The following is a 23,439-nucleotide window of genomic DNA, read 5'->3' on the forward strand; positions in this document are numbered from 1 at the left end:
TTCAAGGGGCGATTCGCTCCCGGAAGAGGAGAGTTCCGAGCGAGCTCACTGGTGACGTCAGGCAGGACGACTGCCGGCATATTCTCGACGTCATCCCCGGCCGAGCGAAGCGAGGGGAAGGGGATCCAGGAGCCAACAGGCGGCGCCTTCCGTGCGTAGATTTCTCAAGCCATTCGTCGGTCCCGCTTGCTTCGACATGTCCACCTAGACTGCCCTGCAGCCCCTGGATCCCCTTCCCCTCGCTGCGCTCGGCCGGGGATGACGTAGAGCATTTCTCGACCGCCGGTTGCGCTGTCTTGCCCCCGAATTGCATCGCCCGAGCCGGGTTCACCCGCCGGGCTTGGCCGCCCGGCCGCCGCTCGCCTTCGCCGCCTTGCGGGTGGGCGGCTTCGGCTTGGCGGACTTCTTCTGCGCCGCGCCATTGGCCTTGGCCGCCGCCCGTTTCGTCGGCGCCGGTTTGGCCGGCGCTTTCCTGGCCGGCGCGATCACCTGCAGGCTCACCTGGCCGTCCTTGTAGGCGCAGCTGACCCGGTTGCCCTCCTTGATCTCGCCTTTCAGCATGGCCTTGGCGAGCTTGGTTTCGATCAGCTGGCGGATCTGCCGCTTCAATTCGCGCGCGCCGAATTCCGGCTGATAACCGACCTCGGCCAGGTGCTCGATCAGGCTGTCCTCGAAGACCAGCTCGACATCCTGCCCACGGGCGGCCTGGCGGACCTGGTCGAGCTGCAATTTGACGATCGTCTTGATCTGCTCCCGGTTCAGCGCGTCGAAAATGATGATCTCGTCGATCCGGTTGATGAATTCCGGCCGGAAATGCCGGCGCAGCACCTGCATGATGTCTTCGCGCACCGTGTTGTTCTGGGTGAAGCCGATGGTCGAGCGGGTCGCGCCGGTGATGATCTCCGACCCCAGATTGCTGGTCGCGATGATCAGCGTATTGGTGAAATCGACCACCCGGCCCTTGCCATCGGTCAGCCGGCCGTCGTCGAACACCTGCAGCAGCACGTTATAGACTTCCGGATGGGCCTTCTCGATCTCGTCGAGCAGGATGACGCTATAGGGCCGCCGGCGGATCCGTTCGGTCAACTGGCCGCCTTCGTCATAACCGACATAACCCGGCGGTGCGCCGATCAGCCGGGCCACCGCGTGGCGCTCCATATATTCGCTCATGTCGACGCGGACGATGGCGCCCTCGTCGCCGAACACCACCTGGGCCAGCGCCTTGGCGAGTTCGGTCTTGCCGACGCCGGTCGGGCCGAGGAACAGGAAGGTGGCGATCGGCCGGCCGCCGCGGGTGAGCCCGGCACGAGCCAGCCGGATCGCGTCGCTGACCGCGCCGATCGCCACGTTCTGGCCGATGACGCGCTCATGCAGGCGCGCTTCCAGTTTCAGGAGCTTGTCCTTTTCCTGGGCGGTCAGCTCGGTCACCGGAATGCCCGATAGTTTCGAGACGATCTCGGCGACGTCTTCCACCGTCACCTCGGCCGTGCTCGAGCCGAGCTTCTTCTTCCAGGCGCTGTTGGCTTCCGCCAGCGCCTTGTCCTTGACCGCGCCCTCCTGTTCCAGGGCCTTGGCCCGGTCGAACCGCTTGCGGGTCGTGGCATAGTCCTGCTCGCGCCGGATCTGGGCGATCTCGGCCTCCAGCTCCTGGATCTCGATCGGCCGCGAGGTCGTCGACAGGTGCACCCGCGCCGCCGCCTGGTCGATCAGGTCGATCGCCTTGTCCGGCAGGAAGCGGCCGGTGACATAGCGATTGGACAGCTCCGCCGCCGCCAGGATGGCCTGGTCCTGGATGGTCACCTTGTGGTGGACCTCCAGCTTGTCTCTGAGGCCTCTGAGAATATTGACGGTCTGCTCGACCGTCGGCTCCGACACCAGCACCGGCTGGAAGCGCCGCTCCAGCGCCGCGTCCTTCTCGATATGTTTCTGGTACTCGCCGAGCGTGGTGGCGCCGATCAGGTTCATCTCGCCGCGCGCCATGGCCGGTTTGAACACATTGGCGATGTCGAGACCGCCCTCGCCGCCGCCCTGGCCGGCGCCGACAATGGTGTGGACCTCGTCGATGAACAGCACGAGCTGGTCCTGGTTGGCCACGACCTCTTCCATCACCTGCTTGACGCGTTCTTCGAACTCACCGCGATATTTGGCGCCGGCGACCAGCGAATTGACATTGAGCTCGACCAGCCGCTTGTCGCGCAGCACTTCCGGCACGTCGCCATGGACGATCCGTTGCGCCAATCCCTCGACAATGGCGGTCTTGCCGACGCCCGGCTCGCCGATCAGCACCGGATTGTTCTTCTTGCGCCGGGCCAGCACCTCGATGGTGGTCTCGACCTCCTTGGAGCGGCCGATGACCGGATCGAGGCGCCCTTCCCGCGCCATCAGGGTCAGGTCGCGGCCGACCTTGTCGAGCTGCGGCGTATTGGTGGGAACCTCGACCCGGCCTTCCTCGGCGCCCTTGCCGACCACCCGGTCGGTCATCTGCCTGAGCGCCTGGACCGACAGGCCATATTTCTGCAGGAGGTCGCCGGCGAAACTGTCCGGCACCTCGGCGAGGCCGAGCAGCAGGTGTTCCGGGCCAATATAGGAATGGCCGAAGGCGCGCGAGGCGATGAAGGCGCGTTCCAGCGCGCGCTTGACCCGGGGCGAGACGCCGACCTCGCTCTGCTTCGACGACCCGGTCGCCGCCACGGCGGCCGAATGCCGATCGATCTGCTGGCTGAGCTCGGCCGGCGAGATCTTGAACTGCTTGAGGATCGCCAGCACCACATTGCTTTCGAGCAGGGCTTGCAGGAGATGCTCGGTATCGACCTCGCGCTTGCCGGATTGCACCGCCCGCTCGGCGGCCCGCTGCAGCAGTTCCTTGGCCTTGTCGCTGAACCGGCGCTCCAGGTTGAGCGCATCGCGTTCGGCTCCACCGAAACCGCGCCGCGGCACCGCCGGCTGCGGCTCTTGCGGTGCCTGCGACGACAGCCCGAACGCGCCGCTGCCGAACAGCGCCTCGAGCGGCGAGACGTAACGCTGGTGCCGGGTCAGCTGGGCATAGTGATAGTCGCAGACATCCAGTGGCCGCCTCTCGCCGTCCTGGACGACGGTGATCCGCACGGTTGCCGGCCGCTCGCCGCAGATGTCGCACAGGGAATGGGACAGAGGCATATCATCCACCCTCACCGCTAGCCATCATCGGGCGAATTAGATAAGCAAAACGCCAGCCTGACAAGCATTATCGGCTCGCATGAATAGTAATCGCCCGCGTCAAATGAGCCGGATTTTAGCCAAATATTACGGCCCGGCAGCGAGACTTGCCGAGGCGCCGGCCCGACCAATTCAGCGACATCATCAGTCTAGGCGGCGCCGGTATAATGACACGCGCCGCATCTCAACCCGGATGCCGGGATCGACGCGACCGTGAACCGCCTCTGCTCTGGTCATCGCGGGGGATGGCCAGACTTCTTTCATGCGCTGGCGTCTTTCATGGTCAGGCGGCGACGCTCTCGCACAATTCCTGGCCAACCCAGGCCAGCAGGCGGTCGGCGGTCTTGCCGTCGCAGACCGCCGGGTCATAGACGCCGACCAGGCGCGTGCCGTCGGTCGCGACCGCCGGAAACGGCCGGGCCAGCCGGCCCTGGCGAAAGCCGGCATCGGCGAGCCAGGTCGGGCCGACGATCACCCCTTGGCCCGCAACCGCGGCTTCCAGCGCGACGTAGAAATGGGCGAAGACCTTGGGTTCGAGGTTGCCGGCCAGGCCCGCCGCGGCAAGCCAGGCCTGCAGCTCGCCGTGGCGGGTATCGGAGACCAGGAAGGTTTCGCCGGCCAGGGCCTGGAGCCCACCGGCGGCCAGGCGCGCGGCGCGTTCGGGGGCTGCGAACAGCGTCAGCCGTTCGCGGCCAAGCACCCGCCTCTCCCAGCCCGGCGGGATGCGGTCGTGCCGGAGAATGGCGACATCGAAAGGCGTTTGCCGCCAGTCGTCGGTGCTGTGCACCGGATGGACCCGGACCGGCCGGCCGCCGACCGCTTCCTGCGCCGCCACCAGCCGCGGCACCAGCCAATGCATCGTCAAGGTGGTGTGCGCCACAACGGTCAGGACAGCCGTCGACTTCACATCGGCCGCGTCCTCGCAGGCCCGGCGCAACTGGCCAATGGCGAGCCCCACCGCGCGCGCCAGGTCCTGGGCACCGGCGGTGGGTTTCAACCGATGGCCCGGCTCGAACAGCGCCGTGCCCAGTTCGTCAGCCAATTGGGTCAGGTGCTTGCTGATGGCGCCCGGCGTGACGCCGATCTCTTCCGCCGCGCGCATGACATTGCCGTTGCGCACCACGGCTTCCAAGGCGCGCAAAGCCCGGAACGACGGAAGATGTTGCATCATTCATCTTGCCAAAAACTCACATACGACAGATTTAAACTCGCTTTTCGTCAATAACAAGATCGCATATCATAGTATTTGAGCGTCAATACTCGAACAAAACGGATGATACTAGTTGCCGCACATGTCACCCGTGTGACGCCGGCAGCCAGGCTCGAGAGCATCAACCGCATGAACGCAGCCCGAAGCAATGTCCAGGTCGAGGTCAATGGCCGCTCCTACCGCGCGCCGGGGCGGCCCGTGGTGGTGATCTGTTACGACGGCTGCGATCCCGCCTATCTCGCCGATGCCGCGATCCGCGGACTGACCCCGGCCCTGTCGGCGATGATGGCGGAAGGCTTCTACTCGAGCGCCCTGTCGGCCATGCCGAGCTTCACCAATCCGAACAATGTCTCGATCGTCTGCGGCGCGCCGCCGCGCGTCCACGGCGTCTCCGGCAATTATTGGTTCGACCGCGACACCGGCAAGGAGGTCATGATGACCGATGCCGGCCCCTTGCGCGCGCCGACCATCCTGGCGCGCCTCGCCGCCGCCGGCGTCAAGGTGGCGGCGGTCACCGCCAAGGACAAGCTGCGCAAGGTGCTGGCCGCCGGCCTTGCCGGCCCCGGCCTGCCGGGCCTCGCCTTTTCGGCCGAGCGCGCCGATACCTGCACGGTCGGCGAGCATGGCCTGGACGCGGCGGAAGCGCTCGGGCCGGCCAAGGTCCCCGATCAATATTCGCCTGAGCTGTCGTTGTTCGTGCTCGACGCCGGCCTGCGCCTGCTCGGCCAGCGCGGCAGCGAGCTTGTCTATCTCTCCCTGTCGGATTTCGTCCAGCACGCCCATGCGCCGGGCGCCGCGGCTTCCGACGACTTCATCCGCGCCGTCGACGCGCGCATGGCGGCTTTCCTCGCCGCCGGCGCCATTGTCGGCGTCGTCGCCGACCACGGCATGACCGACCTGTCGCTTCACGACGGCAGCCCGAACATCCTCTATCTCGGCGACCTCCTCGATCAGCGCTTCGGCGCCGGCCGCTTCAAGGTGATCTGCCCGATCACCGACCCCTTCGTGCGCCATCACGGCGCGCTCGGCGGCTTCGTCCGCGTCCATGTTCTCGACGGCAGCGACCCGGCGCCCTTGCGCGACTTCGTGGCCGGCCTGCCCGGCGTGCATCTGGCGCTGACCCGGGACGAGGCCTGCGCCCGTTTCGACCTGCCGCCCGAGCGCGAGGGCGATGTCACGGTGGTGGCTGAAAAAGGCGTGGCGCTCGGCACCCGGCAAGGCGAACACCGGCTGGATGAACTCGCCGGCGCGCGCCTGCGCTCGCATGGCAGCCTGGCGGAACGGCCGGTACCCTTCGTGCTGTCGCAGCCGCTCAACCCCGACTACCGCGCCAGGGCGCGGGCCGCGCCGCTCTACAATTACGACATTTTCGACTTCGCCCTGAACGGAACGGAGACCGCATGAGCCCGCAAGACAAAGCGCCGGCCACCGCACCGCGCCGGGTCATCGCCGTCATGCTCGACGGCCTCCGGCGCGATTTCATCACGCCGGACGCAACCCCCGCCTTGGCGGCGTTGCGCGCCCGCGCCACCTGGTTCGACGCTCATCGCACGGTGTTTCCATCCGTCACCCGCGTCGTCTCGTCATCCTTCGCCACCGGCTGCCGGCCGGCGCATCATGGGCTTGCCGGCAATACCGTTGCGCTCGTCGAAGACGGACGCCTGGGGCTGCACGATGTCGGCCGGCCGGAGTTTGTCGAGACCAAGCGCCGCCTGACCGGCACCGTGCTGGCCCGGCCGACGCTTGCCGAGCGTCTCGCCGATCACGGCGGCGCCGTCATCTTCAACAATGTCTCGCCCGGCGCCGCCTATATGCACGACCCCGACGGCCACGGCCATGTCTACCACCGGGCCGGCTCCTTCGGCCCGGGCCGCCGGCCGATCCAGGGCGATCGCGCGCTCGAGGTGACGCCCGACGCGGCCGGCGACCGCGCCGCCGCCGAACGGTTCATCGCCGAGGTCGTGCACGGCGGCCGTCCGGCCTTCGGCCTCATCTGGCTGTGCGAACCCGACACCACCCAGCACGCCGCGCCGCTCGGGTCGGCCACCCACCGGGCCATCCTCGCGACCGCCGACAGCCACGCCGCCATGATCATCGCGGCGGTCGCGCGGGCGCGCGCCGAAGGCGAGGACATCCTGCTGCTGGTCGGCTCGGACCACGGCCATCAGACCGTTCGCGCGGTGATCGACATCGACGCCGAACTGATCGAGGCCGGGCTCAAGGCGGGGCCGGGTTCGACCGACGTGGTGGTGGCGCCGAACGGCACCGCCGCGCTGGTCTATGTCGACGGATCGGCCGAGGACCGTATCGCCGCCATCGAAGGCTTCCTGGCCGAGCGTCCCTGGGTCGGCCGCCTGTTCACCCGCGACAGCCTGGCCGAGGCTGGCCTGCCCGCCGGCGGCGGCCTCGCCTTCGCCATCGCGCTCGCCGCCAGCGACGAGCCGAACGCCGAAGGCGTGCCCGGCCTGAGCTATGCCGCCAAGCCCGCCGACGGCAAGGCCGACCGGCTCGGCTGCGGCCAGCACGGCGGGCTCGGCACCTTCGAACAATTGCCGACGCTGATGCTCGACGGCGGCGGTTTCACCGCCGGCCGGACCGTCACGGCCGACACCTCGGTCATCGATATCGCCCCGACCATTCTGCGCTTCCTCGGCCGGCCCATTGGCGGTGTCGATGGGCGCCCGCTGCAAGAGCTCTGACCCGACAAGGATTTCGTGATGACCGCCCCTGTCTTCCCGTCCCTCACCCGGCGCCGTCTGCTCGCCGGTTCTGCCAGCCTCGGGCTTGGCCTTTCGGTCGCTCCTTCGGCCCTTTTCGCGCAAAGCCCGGGCCAAGCCGGCGTGCTGAAATATGCCACCCTTGGCCTCGACACCTCGGACCCGCATCGCCACACCGGCAGCATTGCCGTGCAGCAATGCTTCGTCGAAGCCCTGACCTCGATCGGCGTCAATGGCGGGGTCGAGCCGTTCCTGGCCGAGAGCTTCGAGGTCTCGGCCGACGGGCTCACCTATCGCTTCAAGCTGCGGGCCGGCGTGAAATTCCACAATGGCGACCCGCTGACATCAGCCGACATCGTCGCCAATATCGAACGGGTCAAGACCAAGGTGCGCGGCGGCTGGCTGGTTTCGGCCATGAAGCTGGTCGACAAGGTCGAGGCCGACGGGCCGGACGGCGTCACGCTGCGGATGACCGAGCCTTATGCCCCGCTGCTCAATCTCCTGTCCGAACTCTGGATCCTCTCGCCCAAGTCCGAGGGCTGGGACGACACCATCAAGACCCCCATCGGCACCGGCCCGTTCACCTTCGGCGCCTGGCAGCCAAAAGTGAAATTCACTGCGCCGGCCTTCCCGGGCTATTGGCGCGCCGGCCTGCCGGTGGTGCGTGCGGTGGAATTCGACCTGCGTGACGGCGCCGACAAGAGCCTGGCGTTGCGTGCCGGCGACCTGCATATCGCTTCCGTCGAACGCGACGCCGCCGAAGTGCTGAAGAAGGCGGGCGCCGCCGAGATCAAGACCTTGAAGGACACCGCCTGGTTCTTCCTCGGCTTCAACAACCGCCGGCCGCGCGCGCCCTTCGACGATCCGCGCGTGCGCCGTGCGCTCGCCCATGCCGTCGACAAGGCGGCGCTGATGAATTTCATCGGCGGCGCCGAAGGCGTGGTCACCAACCAATTGGTCGCGCCCGGCAATCTCTATTTCGACCAGGCCCTGCACGACGCCGATCCGTTCCGCCGGCCGGATCTTGCCAAGGCCAAGGCGTTGCTCGCCGAAGCCGGCGTGAAACCCGAGGACCACACCATCGAATTCGTCTCCTGGCAGGGGACCTATACCCAGATCGTCGTGCAGATGGTGCGCAAGCTCGGCTTCAAGGTGAACCACCAGGCGCTCGACGACATCGGCGCCCAGAAACGGCTCGGCCAATGGGACTGGGACATGAACGTCATGTCCTCGGGGCCGCGCGCCGACATTTTCCTGCGTTACGTCCGGCTGATGAGCGACGGGCCGAACCCGGTTCTCTGGGGCGGCATTCAGGACCCGGCGCTCGACCAGCTGATCACCACGGCGGTGAAGCAGCCTGACGCGGCCAAGCGCAAGGCGGCCTATCTCGAGGCCACCAAGAGGATCGCCGAAAAGTCCTATTTCGTCGTGCTCGGCCATGCCCCGGACCTGATCGCCGTGCGCAAGGAGGTGCGCAATTACGAGCCGGGCTTCACCTGGGCCTGCCATTGGGCCAGCGGCGGGGTCGCCCACGCGGCCATTTCCGGTTGACCGGCGGGAAACTGGGACAGGCGATGACCGTGGCCCCCTTGCCCGCGCGCCAGGCCTGGCCATGGCCCGGCACGGGCCTGGTTCTCGCCTGTGCGGTCATCGCCGTCATGGTCGCCGCGGCGCTCGCCGCGCCGGTCATCGCGATCCAGTCGCCGCTCGACCAGGACCTGCTGGCGATCAACCGGGCGCCCGATGGCGAGCATCTCCTCGGCACCGACAATCTCGGCCGCGATGTCTTTGCCCGGCTCGTCGTCGGCGCCCGCACGACGCTCGCCATCGGCACGCTCGGCACGCTGTTCGCCTTTGCGCTCGGCGCCGGCCTCGGCCTCCTGGCCATGGTCTTCGGACGGGTCACCGAGACCATGCTGTTCTCGGTCATCGACCTCATTCGCGCCCTGCCGGGAACGCTCCTGGCGCTGCTGCTGGTGGTGGCGCTCGGCAGCGGCCCGGCGCCGGTCATCGCGGCGCTCGGCCTGTCCTTTGCGCCGCTGATTGCCTATGTCGCCCGCGCCGCCTACCGGCGCGAGGTCGCGCGCGACTATATCCGGGCCGCCCGCAGCTTCGGCGGCAGCCGGCTGCATCTGCTGACGCGCCACATCCTGCCCAATCTCGCGGGAACGCTGGTGACCCAGGTGGCGATCATCCTGCCGCGCTCGATCGTCACCGAATCGGTCCTGAGCTTCCTCGGCCTCGGCTCCTCGCCCGATGCCCCGACCTGGGGCCGGATGATCGCCGATGCCAGCCGGTTCATCGAGCAGGCGCCGCACGCGATCCTTTGCCCGATGGCCGCCCTGCTCTTGGTCACCCTCAGCCTCTCGGTGATTGGCGGTGCGCTGCGCCGCCGGCTCGACCCGACCCGCGGCGATGCCGACCGCTCCGCCATTGGCCTGACCCCGGCGACACGGACGGGCACGTCATGAACCGCGTCCTGCCGGTTGCAGTCACCGTCCTGCGCGGGCTGGCGCAAGCCGCCGCCATCGTGGCCCTGACCTTCTTCCTCTGCCGCGTCATTCCGGGCGACGTCGTCGACGTGCTCGGGCTCGAGGGCGGCCTGACCGAGGCCCAGCAGGTCGAGATGCGCCGCGATCTTGGCCTGGACAAGCCGCTCGCCAGCCAGTTCATCGACTGGTCGGCCAAGGCGCTTTCGGGCGATTTCGGCCAATCGCTGCGCTTCGAGCGGCCGGTCGCCGACATGCTGGTTCATGCCCTGCCGGTGACCTTCCGGCTGGCCTCGGGCAGTTTCGTGCTCGGCCTCGGCCTTGCGCTGATCATTGCGATCGGCGCTACCGCCTTCCGCTCGCGGCTCGCCGAGGGCGCGGTCGATGCGCTCAATCTCTGGTCGATCGCGGTTCCGACCTTCTGCGCCGGGGTCGCCGGCATCATGGTCTTCTCGCTCTGGCTCGGCTGGCTGCCGGTCATCGGCAGCCTGGTCCTGCCGATCCTCATCATTGGCCTCGACAATGCCGGGCAGATCGTCAAGCCGCTGCGCGAGGAGCTGAAGGAGGCGGTCACCCTGCCGCATGTCCGCACCGCCCGCGCCAAGGGCCTGACGCCCTGGCGGATCGCCACCGCCCATGTGCTGCCGGCCGCGGCCCCGGTCCTCCTGGCGCTCACCGGCCTGGTGCTCGCCGGCCTCGTCTCCGGCACGCTCACCATGGAGGTGCTGTTCGGCCTGCCGGGGGTCGGCAGCCTGATGCTCAATGCCGTCTATGGCCGCGACTATCCGGTCATCCTCGCCGCCGTCGCCACCGTGGCGGTCGCCCTGGTCGCGATCAACACCGTGGTTGATGTCCTGCACCGCCTGATCGATCCGAGGATTCGATGAGCACACCGGTTCTCGAGGTCCGCGACCTGGTCATCCGCTCCGCCGCGCGGGTGGTCGTCGACCGCCTGAGCTTCACCCTTCACGCCGGCCGCACGCTGGCGCTGATCGGCGAGTCCGGTTCGGGCAAGTCGTCCACCGCCGCCGCCATCATGGGCTTGCTTCCCGCGGGCCTGTCGATCGCGCCCGGCAGCCACGTCGCGCTTGATGGCGCGACGCTTCAGCCGGATGACGAGGCCGCCATGCGGCCGTTGCGCGGCCGCGCCATGGCCATGGTCTTTCAGGACCCGATGAGCTGCCTCAATCCCACCATGGCGGTTGGCGGCCAGATCGACGAAGCCCTGCGCCGGTCTGGCTCGGCGGCAGCTTCGGCACGCCGCGTGCGCGCCGCGGCCCTGCTCGAAGCGGTCGAGCTGACAAACCCGGGCGCGGTCCTGCGGCGCTACCCGCACGAACTCTCCGGCGGCCAGCAGCAGCGCGTCATGCTGGCCATGGCGCTGGCGGCCGAGCCGAAACTGCTGATTGCCGACGAGCCGACCAGCGCGCTCGACGCCAGCGTCCAGGCCGACATCCTGGCGCTGCTGGAGCGGCTCCAGGCCAAATTCGGCATGGCCATGCTGTTCATCACCCATGACCTCGGCGCCGCGGCCCGCCTCGCCCATGACGTCATCGTCCTGCAGGCCGGCTCGGCCGTCGAGCAGGGGCCGGCACGGCGCGTGCTCGAACGCCCGGACCATCCCTATGCGCGGAGCCTCGTCTCGGTCCGCCGCATGCTGGCGACGCCACCCGCGCCGGACCCGATCGATCGCCCGCTCGTCCTATCGGTCGATGATCTCCGCTTCGACTATCCGGCGCGCCGGCTGTTCGACCGCCGCTTCCGCGCGCTCGACGGCGTGTCGCTGACGCTTGCGGCCGGCAAGACGCTCGGCATCCTCGGCGAATCCGGTTCGGGCAAGAGCACGCTGGCCGGCCTTGTCGCCGGGCTGGTCCAGGGCGCCTCCGGTGATATCAGGCTGTTCGGCACCTCGCTCGCGGCCCACGGTTTCCGCATGCCGCCGGCGCTCCGGCCGCGTTGCCAGATCGTCTTCCAGAACCCCTATGGCGCGCTCAATCCGCGGCTGACGGTGGAAGCCGCCATGCGCGAGCCGCTGCAACTGCTGCGTATCGGATCGGCGGCCGAACACCGCACCAGCATCATCGAGACGCTCGAAGCGGTCGGGCTCGGGGCGGAGCACCTCGGCTGTTATCCGCATCAGCTCTCGGGCGGCCAGCGCCAGCGGATCTGCATCGCCCGGGCGCTCCTGAGCAAGCCGGACCTGCTGGTCTGCGACGAGATCGTCTCGGCGCTCGACGCCACCATCCAGGTCCAGGTGCTGACCACGCTGAAGCGCCTGCAGCAGGAGCGCGGTTTCGCCATGCTGTTCATTGGCCATGACATCGAGGTGGTGCGCTGGGTCGCCGACGACATCGCGGTGATGCATCTGGGCCGGGTGGTCGACCACGGCCCGGCCGCGCGCGTCGTCAGCCAGCCGAGCGGCGCCTATGCCCGGCACCTGATGGCGAGCGTCGCCTCCGGCAAGCCGGCGGCGACGCTACCGGATGCCGCGCCCGCCGCGGCCTGATCCCGGCGGCAAGCTGGCGGCTCACGCCTCGCGGCTGCGTCCGGGATAATCCGGATCGGGCAGGAACGGGTAAGGCCCGGCAGCCTTCTCGACATAGGCGGTGTGGCTGATCAGCCCCGTCTCGACGCTCCAGTAATGCAGGTGGAAGGCCGCCGGTTCGAAATTGAACGCGGGCTGCGCACCCTCGCGCATGTCGAGCACCACCTGGTGGGCGACGCTCGGCGCGATCATCGCCAGAGTGCCGGCGAACATCGTCTGGATCGGCCGGTGATGATGGCCGCACAGAATGCGCACGACCTGGCTGTTGGCGCGAATGATCGCGGCGAGTTCATCGACACCTTCGACCAGCATGATGTTGTCCATGAGCTGCAGGCCGCAGGCAAAGGGCGGATGGTGCATGACGATGACGGTGGGTTTGGCCTTGTCCTCGGCCAGCCGTTCGGCGAGCCATTCCAGGCGCCGCGGGCAGAGCCGGCCGGCACCCGAACCGGGGATCACCGTGTCGAGGCCGATCAACCTGAGGGGCCCGAGGTCGGTGGCCCATTGGGCATATTTGTCGTGCTGGGCAAGGCCCGGAAAGTCGGCCAGCACGGCCTTCAGGTTCTCGCGCCGGTCGTGATTGCCGGGGATCAGCCAGACCGGCATGGGCAGCCGCGCCAGGAGGCGCTTCAGGTTCTCATATTCGGCGACGAGACCATTATCGGTCAGGTCGCCGGAAATCACCACGACATCGGGGCGCGGGGCCAGCGCCAGCACCGCTTCGAGCGCCCTTTCGGTCAGGGCATTGGTCTCGGCGGTGCGATAGGCCGGCAGGCCGACAGGGCGGATGTGGAGATCGGTCAGATGGGCAATCAGCATGATGAGCTCGCAAGGGTGATGGCCGTCGCCTAGCCCTCGGTGATGACAGAACGACGACGATGCGAGTGGCAAGTGGCAAGTGGCAAGTGTGCCGCAAGCGCGTCGCGCGAAAACCCTCACCCTAAGAAGACGCGGGCGAGGGTTGGTGCGCCGCCCTCGCCGCGACTTGACCTCCGCGGTAATGGGAGCCCGCCGGCCGCCGCGTCATGATCCGTGCCTTCCGCCGTGAGGAGACGAGCATGAGAACCACCGCCGAATTCGCCGATCGTTATGTCGCCATGTGGAACGAGACGGACGTCGGCCCGCGCCGAAACTTGGTCACCGAGATCTGGATGCCCGACGCCCATTTCACCGGCTCGCTCGCCGAAGGCCGTGGCCATGACCGGATCGATGCGGCGCTCGCCGCGGTCCAGCGGCGCTTTGCCGGCCATTCATTGCGGCTTGCCGGTCCCGCCGACGCCATCGGCGCCTATCTGCGCCTGCCCTGGATCCTGGCGGAAGTCGACGGGTCGACCGTTGCGAGAGGGACCGATATCGGCACCCGGTCGCCGGACGGCAGGCTGGAGGCCGCCGTCAGCTTCTTCGACCTCCAGCCGCACAAGGCGGACGCCGGCAAGCCGGCCTGGTCGGCCGCGAGCTGGGCGGCGTTCTGGGCCAATCCGGACCCGGAGGTGGCGCGCCGCCGCGTCCCCAATGTCGTCAGGCCGGATGTGACGGCCCATTGGCCGCACCGCAGCGCGCCGGTGCGCGGCGTCGACGACTATCGCGACTATATCCTGCAGCTGCTGGCGCTGGTGCCGGATCTCCGCCTGACCATGGAGGAGCACGTCACCGAGGGCGACAGCACCTTCATCCGCTGGAGCGGCAAGGGAACCGGCGTCGAGGGCCCCTTCCATTGCACCGGCGTCGATCGCATCCGGGTCTCGCAAGGACGGGTCATCGAGAACCGGATCTATTCCGACCATCTGATCTTCCAGGCCTTGGCCGCCAAGGTCGATGACGCCTGGGCGAGCCGCGCGGCCTGACGATGCCGTGGCGGGCCCCGGCGACTTCGGACGTCTTGGGCCCGTCATCCGCATTGACATTGACTGACCGCCAGTCATTATCATGAATGGAAACCGGCCTGTATCGGCGGACCAAGAATCAACAATGAGGAGAGGGGAATGAGCGTCGCAATCCATTCGACAACCACCGTCGAGCAGCCGTCACGAACCCGCGCGATCGTCGCCGGATCGGTCGGCAATGTCCTGGAATGGTATGATTTCGCGGTCTACGCCTTCCTGGTGCCGGTCATTTCGTCCCTGTTCTTTCCGGCCAAGACCGAGCTCCTCTCGATCCTGTTCGCCTTTGCTGCATTCGGTGCCGGTTTCGTCACGCGTCCGCTCGGCGCGATCCTGTTCGGCATCTACGGCGATCGCGCCGGCCGGCGCGCAAGTCTCGCGGCGATATCGATCCTGATGGGGCTCGCGACGCTCACGATAGGACTGTTGCCGACCTATGAGACCGTCGGAGTCTGGGCAACCGTCGCTCTGGTCTGCGCCCGGCTCCTGCAAGGCCTTTCCGCGGGCGGAGAATATGGCGGCGCCATCCCCTTCCTGGTCGAATTCGCCGCGAAGGGGAAGCGAGGCGTCGTCGGCAGCTGGCAGCAGATCGGCAATGGCCTGGGGCTGCTGCTCGGCGCGCTCTTTGCTTATGCGCTCACCGCCAGCCTGTCCGCCGAGGACCTGAAGAACTGGGGATGGCGCATTCCCTTCATCCTCGGCGCCCTGCCCGCGGTCGTCGGCATCTATCTTCGCCTGCGCCTGCCCGACACGCCGGTCTTCGAGAAGCTCGAATTGCAATCCGCCAAGGCGGTCACCCCGCTTCGGGCGGTCGCCACCACCTATCGCAGCAACACGCTTCTGGTCTTCGCCATGGTCCTGCAGCTCGCCGTCGGCTTTTACATCGTCCTCACCTTCATGCCGACCTATCTCGGCCTGGTCAGCCGGCTGACCCGCGCCGATGCCCTGCTCATCACCAGCGCGGGCCTGGTGTCCTACATGGTCTTCTGCTTCATCGCCGGCGCACTGTCCGATCGCTGGGGCCGAAAGCCGCTCCTGCTGATCTCGAGCATCGGTTATGTCGTTCTCACCTACCCGCTGTTCCTGCTGGTCGCCTCGGGCCAATTCGCCCTGGCTCTGTTCGCCGAGATCGTCATGGCCGCCCTTCTCGGTTTCGCCGGCGGGCCGATCTCGGCGGCTTGCGCCGAGGCCGCCCCGGCCAAGGTCCGTTCGACCGTGGTGGCGATCGGCGTGGCCTTTTCGATCACCATCTTCGGCGGCTTCGCGCCGTTCCTCGGCACCTATCTGATTGCGACGTTCAACACGCCGCTGGCGCCGGCGTTCTACGCCATCGCGGCCGCCGCGATCACCTCCGTCGTCGTGTTCAGGATGCGTGAAACGGCCTTCGACGAGATGACCTGAGGCCCCGCCCGCGCCTCGCGGCCGGACCGGGCGACACGCCGCGGCTTCGGCGGATCCGGGCCGGTATTTTGACTGACGATCAGTCACACGACGAATGCCGCGACGGCCGACCAGGCCGCCGACGGCACCGCCATGCGCGGGCAACACCACACCCTCGCAAGCCCGCTGCATTCGGGCCTGGAGGCAACAAGGACACCGGCCATGACCATGGAAACCAAGGCGGCATCGCCGAACATTCTCGACCTGTTCGCCGCCGCTTTCACCGAGATCCGCGCGATACGGAATTCCGAAATGGTCGAGATGACCGACGACATGCGCCGGAGCGCGAAGGCAAGCACGGTCAGCCTGTCGCGCGGCGCGCTTCACTACGAACTGGTCGGCCCGGACGATGGCCCGGTCGCGGTTCTGCTCTCGGGCGCGACATTGCCCATGTGGGTCTGGGATCCCGTCATGGCGCCGCTCGCCGCCGTCGGGTTCCGGGTGCTGCGCTTCAACTATTACGGCCGTGGCTGTTCCGATTGTCCGTTCGATCCGCAGGATCCGGCCTTTTTCAACGCCCAGATCACCGAACTCACCGAAGCGCTTGCGCTCCGGCCGCCTTTTCACATCGTCTCGATCGCCTTCGGTGCTCTCGTCGGCCTGCTCTACGCCGAACAGGCCCCCGCCAGGGTCGCGTCTCTGACGCTCATTGCCCCCGACGGCATGGGCACCAATGTCTCGCCGGGGCTCGGCCTGACGCTCACGCCCGGGCTCGGCGACTATCTGTTCGACCTCGTCGGCAACGACCTCCTGCTGCAGCGCATGCCGACCTATTCCGACGACCGCGCCGTGGTCGCCGATCTCACCCGGCGCATCAGCGAGTGCTTTGCGGTCAAGGGTTACAAGCGTTCGGTCCTGTCCTCGATCCGCGAGATGCCGATCCATACGGCCGAAGCCTCCTATCGCGCGGTCGCCGCCAACCGGACCAGGACCCTGGTCCTGTGGGGGCGTCGCGACGGCACCACGCCGGTCGCGATCATGGATCGCATCAGGCCGGTCATGCCCGATGCCGAATACCGCGTGCTCGAGGCCGCGCACCTGCCGCCCTACGAGGATCCGGACCTCTTCCTCAGCGCCCTGCTGCCATTTCTGCGGTCGGCCGTCGGCTGAGGTCGCCGGCCCACGGCCCCGTCGCCCGGCATTCCAGAACAACCTTCAAGAGGAACCCATGTTTGGACTCATGCAGGAGCAGCCGCTCCTCATCTCGTCGCTGATCGAACATGCCGCCGAGGCGCATGCCGATCGACAGGTCGTGTCGCGCGACGCCGAGGGGCGCATCCGTGCCTTCGGCTATCGCGAGCTGGCGGCGCGCGCGCGGGCACTGGCGCGGGCCTTGATCGAACTCGGCGTCAGACCTGGCGACCGGGTCGCGACACTGGCCTGGAACGACCACCGCCACATGGAGCTCTATTATGCCGTCTCCGGCATCGGCGCGGTGATCCATACCGTCAACCCGCGCCTGTTCCCGCAGCAGATCGGCTTCATTCTGAACCATGCGGAGAGCGTCTGCCTGTTCTTCGATCCGGGCTTCGGTGCCATGGTCGCTGAACTGGCCCCTGGCCTTTCCGGTCTTCGCCATGTCGTCGAGATGGCCGACGACGCCACCGTCCCGCCGCTGGGCGACCATGTCGTCCGGCACAGCTATGAGCGGCTGCTGGCGGGCCATGCCGGCGAATTCGCCTGGCCGCAGCTCGACGACCGCGCCGCTTCCGGGCTCTGCTACACCTCCGGGACGACAGGCGACCCCAAGGGCGTCCTCTATGCGCACCGCTCGACGGTTCTGCATGCGCTGAGCGCAGGCGGACCCGGCGGTTTCGACGTGACCCGGGATGACGTCGTGCTCGCGGTGGTACCGCTGTTCCACGTCAACGCCTGGGGCCTGCCTTATGTCTGTGCGCTGAGCGGCGCGACGCTCGTGCTCCCGGGCCCGAGGCTCGACGGCGCCAGCATCTACGAGCTGATGCGCAGCCAGCTCTGCACCGTGGCCTTCGGCGTCCCGACGGTCTGGATGGGACTGCTCGATCATGTCAGCAACAATCCGCAGCTCCGCCCGCGCGACGAGCTCAGGCTGCAGCGCATCGTCATCGGCGGCGCCGCGGCTCCCGCCGCGCTCATCGACGGCCTTCAGGACCTTCTGGGCTGCGACGTCATTCTCGCCTGGGGCATGACCGAACTCAGCCCGCTCGGCAGCATCGGCCGCGTCCCACGCAAGGGCGAGCTGGCCGATGAGGACGAAAGGCGCCGGCGCCTCGCCAAGCAGGGACGCGCCGTGTTCGGCGTCACGATGAAGATCGTCGATGCCGACGGGCGCCCCCTGCCCCGCGATGGCCGCGCCGCCGGCCGGCTGCTGGTTCGCGGCCCGTGGGTCACGTCCGGCTACTTCCGCCACGACGAGCCGTTGCTCGACGCCGATGGCTTCTTCGAGACCGGCGACATCGCGACGATCGATCCTTCCGGTGATCTCGAAATCACCGATCGCATGAAGGACGTGATCAAGTCCGGCGGCGAATGGATTTCCTCCATCGAGCTCGAAGGCGTGGCGGCGAGCCATCCGGCCGTCGCCGAGGCCGCCGTCATCGCCATGGCTCATCCGAAATGGCAGGAGCGGCCACTGCTGATCGTCCGGCTGCGCGCGGGCATGGCCGCCTCGGCGAGCGACATTCTCGGCCATATGGCGCCGCGCGTCGCCAGGTGGTGGCTGCCCGACGACATCGCCTTCGTCGACGACATCCCGCACACCGCGACCGGCAAGATCCAGAAAACCAAGCTGCGCGAGCGGTTTGCACGACACCAGGCCCTGCAGCCCGAGCCGAGCTGACGGGCCGGGCCACGCACCCACAAGCGAGAGAGGATGACACCCATGACCACATCGTCAACCGGCGCCTTCGACAGCGTCGCGGATATCATCGCGGCGGTCCGGTCAGGCCGGACGTCGCCGCGCGACGTCGTCGACGCCGCCATTCAGCGGGCACGCGCGGCGAGCCCGCTGAATGCCTTCATCTCGATCGCCGATGCGATCCCCGACGCGTTGATCGCGGCGGCCGCGGACAAGCCCCTGGCCGGCATTCCGATCGCGGTGAAGGACAATACCGATGCCGTCGACTTCCCCTGCACCGGCGGCACGCCGGCGCTCCGCGACTGGCGGCCGGCGACCGACGCAACCGCCGTGGCGCGCCTGAAGGCGGCCGGCGCCATCGTCATCGGCAAGGCCAATCTGCACGAACTGGCCGCCGGCATGACTTCGAACAACCCGACCTTCGGCCCCGTGCTCAACCCCTATGATCGCCGCCTGATCGCCGGTGGCAGCAGTGGCGGCAGCGCCGCGGCGGTTGCCGCCGGCATCGTGCCGGCGAGCCTCGGTTCGGACACCGCCGGCTCGAACCGGGTTCCCGCTTCGCTTTGCGGCTGTGTCGGGTTTCGTCCCACCGTCGGTCGTTATCCGACCGATGGCGTGATCCCGCTATCGCTGACCCGCGACACCATCGGGATTTTCGCCCACACGGTCAGCGATGCCCAGCACCTCGACGGCATCGTCGCCGGGCGTCCGGCGGCAGCGAAACGGTCGGGCCTGAAGGGCCGCCGGCTCGGCGTGCCGCGCCCCTATTTCTACGAAGCGCTCGACAGCGAGACACAGGCCGTCATCGAGACGGCACTCGGGCGGCTGAGCGAGGCCGGAGCGGTCCTGGTGGACACCGAGGTCAGGGACATCGGCGCGCTGGTCGGCCCGATCACGCTCGGCCTGATCTTCTACGAGACCCTGCGCGACATTTCGGTCTACCTGGCCCGCAGCCGCTGCCCGGTCCGGGCCTGGGAAATCGTCGACCAGATGGCAAGCACGGTGGAGCGCGGCTGGCTCGAGGCCGAGATCTGGGGCGAGAGCCTGCCGACCAGCGCCTATAACGACATTCTCGCGCGCGGCCGCCCGGCGGTTCAGCAAGCTTATCGCGACTGCTTTGCCAGGCACGATCTCGACGCACTGGTCTTGCCGACGACCGCCATCCCGGCCCGGCCGGCGGGCCAGGACGAGACGGTGAAACTCAACGGCCGGGACGTGCCGACGCTCGCGACCTATATGCGCAACACCGACCCGACTTCGGTCGCCGGCATGCCCAGCATTTCCGTCCCGGCCGGCCTGACCGTTTCCGGCCTGCCTGTCGGCCTGATGTTCGACGGCCTTGCTGGCAGCGACGGCGACCTGCTCGACATCGCCGCCGGCTTCCAGGCCCTGGCGCCGAGATTGCCGCGCCCGACCGCAAGCTGACGGCTCGACGCGCCGCCCTCTTGTCCCGAGGGCCGCACGAAACAGCGCGTCCGCACCATGCCATCCACCGCGGCCACACCGGAATGCCGCCTTCCCACGGAGGTACCGCCAGCTCGCTGATCCAGACCCACGCGCATTATTGACTGGCTACCAGTCATATCGAAGCAATCATGTCGCGCGGATGGCCGCGCGGCAATCCAGTCCTGTCGAGATGTCCCCTCGAGAGGCAAACCCTGAGGGAATTGGTCCATGTCTGTCTTTGAACTGGCGAAAATGACGGCACCCGAGGTGCGCAAGGCGATCGACGACGGACATGACACCGTCGTCTGTCCGTTCGGCTCGCTCGAACAGCACTCCGCTCACCTGCCGATCGGCACCGACGCCATGCTGGGCGACGCATTCGGCCGGCGCCTGGCCGATCAACTCGACGCCTTTCTCGTGCCGACCGTGAGCGTCGGCTGCGCCGAGCACCACATGCCCTTCGCGGGCACCATGACGGTGAGCCACGAAACCATTCAGCGCATGGCCGGTGAATATGCCCGATGCCTCGCACGCCACGGCTTCAAGCAGATCATCCTGCTCGGCACCCATGGCGGCAACTTCAAGCCGCTCGACGATGCCGCCAAGGACTGCGCCGACATCGAAGGCGCCACCGTCATTGCCCCCATGAAGGATTTCGATCTTGATGTTCTGGACCCTTGTCATGCCGTTTCGGCGAAATTCGGCATTGGTAAGGGAGAAAGCGGCGGTCATGCTGGCGAATGGGAGACCTCTATCATGCTGGTTCTCACGCCCGACCTGGTGCACATGGATCGAACGGTAGAAGGTTTCGTCGGCAACATGTCGGATGCCGTGAAGCGGTTGCTCCAGGACCGGCAAGGCATCGACGTGGTGACCCATGGCACCGGCATTCTCGGCGATCCGCGCCGGGCCGATGCCGAGCGCGGCAAGCTCCATTTCGACGCGCTCGCCGGCGCGATGATGCGCGGTGTCCGCCGGGAATGGCCGGCTGGCCGGCCGGCGCCGAAATAGGCGCCGCGACCGGCCAGGACACTTGGAAGCAGGACACTTGGAAGCAGGACATCTGGAAGCCGGACATCTGGGGCCGGGGATGCCCCCCGGCCGCCTTTGAGGGCGGCGGGCCCGGAAAGATTCGGCCGCCGGCCTGCCCGCATCGAACGAACATGCGACAAGCCGTCGACTTTCGGTTAGTCAGTCGAATGTCTTCGCGGTGGCGTGTCCGCCGTGGTGCGGGATCGGAGAATGCGGGTGGTCGACAAGCAGATGGCCTTGAAGCGCAAGCGCGTGGCGAAACCGCAAGAGGAGCGGCTCGACGACCTGCTCGCCGCCGCCGCCGCGATCTTCGGCGAACAGGGTGTCACCGGCGCCAAAGTCGAGGACATCACCGAAAAGGCCGGCGTTTCCAAGGGCACGTTCTACCTCTACTTCACGTCCAAGGAGCATGCCGCCGACATGCTCTGGCAACGCTATATCGATCGCTACCTGAGGATCGGCGAGGACATCCTCGCGCGCGACCACGGCTCGCATCTGGACAGGCTGGTCGCCGTCTTCGAGGCACTGACCGAATATGTTCTGGCCAATGCCGGCCTGCACCGCACCGTGTTCTACGCCACGCATAGCGAAGAGCGGCGGGCGATGACGCAGAAGTTCATATCCGCCATCGCGGCTGCGGTGCGGCAGGGCATTGCGGCGGGCGAGCTTCATGCCGACGAGCCCGAACTCATGGTCGAGGTCCTCTACCATGGCATCGGCACGTCGCTGCACGACGCCATCGCCGGCGGGCAACCGCTGCGGGCCGACGCGCGCATCCGGACGGCCGGCGAACTGGCGCGCCTGACATTCTCGCCGCAGTCCCTGCCCCGAACAGCCTTCGCGCCGAAAAGCGCCGCGCCGGCAGGAAAGAAGGTCCGGCGGAACGCCTGATGGCGCCGCCTCACGCGTGTGCCGCGCTCCATCGGCGGCCCCACTCATTCGCTCGCGCCGCTACCTGCCGATGCGGCTTCGACGGGCCCCAGCGCGAGGCGGCGCGGCCAGCGAACCACCCGGCTCGGGCAAGCCGCGCAATGACCGCTCGTCAAATCATCTATTGACTGACTGACGGTCACTCATTAAAACTCACGCATGGGAGCGAAGCCGCGCGCGATCTGCCATCCCGCAGCGTGTCCGTCCCGACCGCCAATCAACAAACCTCCGGGAGGACGTCCCATGTCGGATCTCGAAATGCTGAAACGGCAGGCCTGCGAACGGGTCGATGCCGTCGCCGACCGGCTGATCGCGGTGAGCCGCGAGATTCACGCCAACCCCGAACTGGCCTTTCAGGAGCACAGGGCCTGCGCCCTGCTTGCCTCCATCGCCGAGGCGGCCGGCATGGCGGTCGAACGCCGGGCCTATGGCCTCCAGACCGCCTTTGCCGCCGAATTCGGCAATGGCGAGGGGCCGGTGATCGCGGTTCTGTCGGAATATGACGCCTTGCCCGGGATCGGCCATGGCTGCGGCCACAATATCATCGCCGCCACTGGCCTGGGCGCCGCGCTGGCCCTGAAGGGAATGCCGGCCGGACTGCCCGGCAAGGTGCGCTATATCGGCACGCCTGCCGAGGAACGGGGCTGCGGCAAGGAGATCATGGCGCGCAACGGCGCCTTCGACGGCCTGGACGCGGCCATGATGGTGCATCCCGCCTGGGTCAACGCCAAGGCGTTCCGGACACTGTGCCTCGGCGAAGTCCATGTCGACTATATCGGCCAGTCCGGTCACGCGGCGCTGGCGCCCGAGCAAGCCCGGAACGCCCTCGACGCCGTCGTCATGTCCTACCAGGCGATCGCCAATCTGCGCCAACACCTGAAGCGGGGCGAACATGTTCACGGCGTCATCACCGATGGCGGCGATGTCCCCAACGTCTTCACGGTCTCGACCAGGGCGCACTATTTTGCCCGGGCCGCCACGATAGAGGACCTCGCGGTACTCAAGCGGCGTGTCGATGCCTGCCTGCAGGCCGGCGCGACGGCGACCGGCTGCGAAGCACGGATCGCCTGGTCGGATGCGGACTATCAGCAGATGAAGGTCAACCTGCCGCTCGCCGATGCCTTCGAAGCCAATGCCAGCCGGCTCGGTCGGGAGTTTACCGACTACCTTCAATTGCCGATCGGCGGCGCCGACATGGGCAATGTCAGCCAGCGCGTGCCGGTGCTGCACGCCCTGATCTCCTGCGCGCCTGCTGACGTGATCATCCACACGCCGGAATTCACCCGCTGGGCCGGCTCCGAGCAGGGCGACCGGGCCGTCGTCGACGGCGCGAAGGCGCTCGCCATGACCGCGATCGACATGCTGGTCGATGGCGCCTTCCGGTCACGCGTGGCGACGGCTCAGGCCACGCTCTGAACCCCACCGGTACGACAGGGCGAATGGCTGATGGCGAGTGGCGAGTGGCGAGTGGCGAGTGGCGAGTGGCGAGTGTGCCGCAACCGCGTCGCGCGTAAACCCTCGCCCGCTTGCGGGAGAGGGTGGCGCCGTCAGGCGCCGGGTGAGGGCGTGAAATAGGCCCCGCCCGTCATTGGCGCCCGGAATGCACGTCACGCACCGGCGCAACCACCCTCACCCGGCCGCTCCGCGGCCACCCTCTCCCGCGAAGACGCGGGCGAGGGTTCCTGCTTCGTCACCGGACTGTCGTCCTCCTGTCGGTGA

Annotated in this window: 17 protein-coding genes; 14 read left to right on the forward strand and 3 right to left on the reverse strand. The window is 67.9% G+C overall.

Features of this window, described 5'->3' with window-relative positions:
- Window positions 1-327 precede the first annotated feature (327 nt).
- Together E8M01_RS31365 and E8M01_RS31370 are read right to left on the reverse strand one after the other, a co-directional pair.
- Complete coding sequence (locus tag E8M01_RS31365) at window positions 328-3,150, reverse strand: ATP-dependent Clp protease ATP-binding subunit (RefSeq protein ID WP_211596756.1); 2,823 nt, start codon at window positions 3,148-3,150, stop codon at window positions 328-330.
- 328 nt (window positions 3,151-3,478) lie between these two features.
- Complete coding sequence (locus E8M01_RS31370) at window positions 3,479-4,366, reverse strand: LysR substrate-binding domain-containing protein (RefSeq protein WP_136963751.1); 888 nt, start codon at window positions 4,364-4,366, stop codon at window positions 3,479-3,481.
- Window positions 4,367-4,534: 168 nt separating this feature from the next.
- Between E8M01_RS31370 and phnA the strand changes: the two genes are divergently transcribed.
- The 6 genes from phnA to E8M01_RS31400 are packed head-to-tail and all read left to right on the forward strand — an operon-like array spanning window position 4,535 to window position 12,117.
- Window positions 4,535-5,809: a phosphonoacetate hydrolase gene (gene phnA, locus E8M01_RS31375; RefSeq protein ID WP_136963752.1), complete on the forward strand. Its 1,275-nt coding sequence runs from the start codon at window positions 4,535-4,537 to the stop codon at window positions 5,807-5,809.
- Entirely contained in the window at window positions 5,806-7,104 is a 1,299-nt protein-coding gene (locus tag E8M01_RS31380; protein WP_136963753.1) for an alkaline phosphatase family protein, read from the forward strand. The genes phnA and E8M01_RS31380 overlap by 4 nt, the downstream gene beginning before the upstream one ends.
- An 18-nt stretch (window positions 7,105-7,122) precedes the next feature.
- Window positions 7,123-8,673, forward strand: a complete 1,551-nt coding sequence (locus E8M01_RS31385; protein ID WP_136963754.1) for an ABC transporter substrate-binding protein — start codon at window positions 7,123-7,125, stop codon at window positions 8,671-8,673.
- 23 nt (window positions 8,674-8,696) lie between these two features.
- Window positions 8,697-9,593: an ABC transporter permease gene (locus E8M01_RS31390; RefSeq protein ID WP_136963755.1), complete on the forward strand. Its 897-nt coding sequence runs from the start codon at window positions 8,697-8,699 to the stop codon at window positions 9,591-9,593.
- Window positions 9,590-10,498: an ABC transporter permease gene (locus E8M01_RS31395; protein ID WP_136963756.1), complete on the forward strand. Its 909-nt coding sequence runs from the start codon at window positions 9,590-9,592 to the stop codon at window positions 10,496-10,498. Before E8M01_RS31390 ends, E8M01_RS31395 begins: the two co-directional genes overlap by 4 nt.
- The gene (locus tag E8M01_RS31400; protein ID WP_136963757.1) at window positions 10,495-12,117 is read left to right on the forward strand and encodes a dipeptide ABC transporter ATP-binding protein; all 1,623 of its coding nucleotides are present in this window, start codon (window positions 10,495-10,497) and stop codon (window positions 12,115-12,117) included. The genes E8M01_RS31395 and E8M01_RS31400 overlap by 4 nt, the downstream gene beginning before the upstream one ends.
- Before the next feature lie 21 nt (window positions 12,118-12,138).
- Here E8M01_RS31400 and E8M01_RS31405 read toward each other — a convergent pair whose 3' ends face one another.
- A complete protein-coding gene (locus tag E8M01_RS31405) occupies window positions 12,139-12,975 on the reverse strand; it encodes a phosphodiesterase (RefSeq protein WP_136963758.1) in 837 nt (278 codons plus the stop codon).
- 239 nt (window positions 12,976-13,214) lie between these two features.
- On the opposite strand from E8M01_RS31405, the gene E8M01_RS31410 reads away from it, so the two are divergent.
- The 8 genes from E8M01_RS31410 (at window position 13,215) to E8M01_RS31445 (ending at window position 23,136) form a co-directional block, all read left to right on the forward strand.
- Window positions 13,215-14,000 (forward strand): nuclear transport factor 2 family protein, encoded by a 786-nt coding sequence (locus E8M01_RS31410; protein WP_170182153.1) that lies wholly within the window; start codon window positions 13,215-13,217, stop codon window positions 13,998-14,000.
- A gap of 138 nt (window positions 14,001-14,138) precedes the next feature.
- Entirely contained in the window at window positions 14,139-15,437 is a 1,299-nt protein-coding gene (locus E8M01_RS31415; RefSeq protein WP_136963760.1) for an MFS transporter, read from the forward strand.
- A gap of 201 nt (window positions 15,438-15,638) precedes the next feature.
- Window positions 15,639-16,586, forward strand: a complete 948-nt coding sequence (locus E8M01_RS31420; RefSeq protein WP_170182154.1) for an alpha/beta fold hydrolase — start codon at window positions 15,639-15,641, stop codon at window positions 16,584-16,586.
- Window positions 16,587-16,644: 58 nt separating this feature from the next.
- Window positions 16,645-18,294, forward strand: a complete 1,650-nt coding sequence (locus E8M01_RS31425; RefSeq protein WP_136963762.1) for a long-chain-fatty-acid--CoA ligase — start codon at window positions 16,645-16,647, stop codon at window positions 18,292-18,294.
- A gap of 42 nt (window positions 18,295-18,336) precedes the next feature.
- Window positions 18,337-19,737: an amidase family protein gene (locus E8M01_RS31430; protein ID WP_136963763.1), complete on the forward strand. Its 1,401-nt coding sequence runs from the start codon at window positions 18,337-18,339 to the stop codon at window positions 19,735-19,737.
- A gap of 249 nt (window positions 19,738-19,986) precedes the next feature.
- Window positions 19,987-20,769, forward strand: a complete 783-nt coding sequence (locus E8M01_RS31435) for a creatininase family protein (RefSeq protein ID WP_136963764.1) — start codon at window positions 19,987-19,989, stop codon at window positions 20,767-20,769.
- A gap of 231 nt (window positions 20,770-21,000) precedes the next feature.
- A complete protein-coding gene (locus E8M01_RS31440) occupies window positions 21,001-21,681 on the forward strand; it encodes a TetR/AcrR family transcriptional regulator (protein ID WP_136963765.1) in 681 nt (226 codons plus the stop codon).
- 282 nt (window positions 21,682-21,963) lie between these two features.
- Entirely contained in the window at window positions 21,964-23,136 is a 1,173-nt protein-coding gene (locus tag E8M01_RS31445) for a M20 family metallopeptidase (protein ID WP_170182155.1), read from the forward strand.
- The last annotated feature ends 303 nt before the right edge of the window (window positions 23,137-23,439 follow it).

It is taken from the genome of Phreatobacter stygius, from assembly GCF_005144885.1.
GTDB lineage: Bacteria > Pseudomonadota > Alphaproteobacteria > Rhizobiales > Phreatobacteraceae > Phreatobacter > Phreatobacter stygius.